The following is a 915-nucleotide window of genomic DNA, read 5'->3' as shown; positions in this document are numbered from 1 at the left end:
TGGAAACTTCCGTTTTCGTCAGCCTCACTGATACTCGGAGCAATCAACGTTTTCAATCCACTCCTTTTACAATACTGAAGCAGGCGGTCTTCCTCTTCACGGGTATTCTCGTAACGGGCAAACAGGATGCCGCCGATACATTTCTTATGAATAAGCTTGTTGAAGCAATCTTCATCCTTAAATGAATAAACGGGAAGATCAGCCACGCGTCGGATGGAGTCGCCCGGTCCGTAGATGCAGAAGCCAACGACTTTAAAGTGGGAGCTGTTCATTAACCGGACTTTCAATGCCACACTCTTATCATCAATGCCATAGATCAGAATATGCATATTCTTCTTATTCAGCATATTCAGCAGGAGTTCATAAACCAAAATCAGCTGAATACGAAAGCCTACCATGACAATAAAAGTCAGCATACCATCAAACAGTACAAAGACTATTTTCTGACTATTATGCAGTCCCGTCTGAGGCAGGAAAAGCCAGATAGCCATTGCGATACAGACAGCCTTTATCAGCGCACTTCCGGCAAGTCTCCATAATTCCTTCAACTGGGAAAAGCGGATCGTATTACGGTAGGTATGGAATAAAAAGGAACCTAAGACACTGGAGATCACCGAAATCGCTAAAATATGGAAGAGCGAAGTGATTTCTTTAGAAGTCTCCGTTATATAATGAATGCCGATAAATGACACCCAGGTACACAGTAAAGCAATGAATGTATCGATACCCAACACAATCCAATAGCTAAAGTAGTTTTTCTGCAAATATTGAACAAAACGGTCAAATGCGTGTTTCATAATTTAAATACCCCAATAAATTATAAAGTCTTTTTCCAAAAAAGTAGATTTACTATGACAATAGTTTATCGTAGATTGTGTGTAACTGAATTTTCAATGGTGAAGGCAATTGGTTTTT

General features: G+C 40.0%; 1 protein-coding gene and 1 pseudogene. Both read right to left on the bottom strand.

Annotated features, from left to right (window positions below; translation table 11 throughout):
* On the bottom strand, positions 1-797 hold a 797-nt coding region (locus KTR07_RS28120), incomplete at its 3' end, for a nucleoside-diphosphate sugar epimerase/dehydratase (RefSeq protein ID WP_371737234.1).
* 52 nt (positions 798-849) lie between these two features.
* Positions 850-915, bottom strand: a pseudogene (locus tag KTR07_RS28890) (transcriptional regulator); the annotation flags it as partial.

Source organism: Bacteroides sp. MSK.20.82, assembly GCF_019052485.1.
Lineage (GTDB): Bacteria > Bacteroidota > Bacteroidia > Bacteroidales > Bacteroidaceae > Bacteroides > Bacteroides thetaiotaomicron.
Note: the sequence above shows the minus strand (reverse complement) of the source record. Positions and strands in the feature narration are given on the sequence as shown.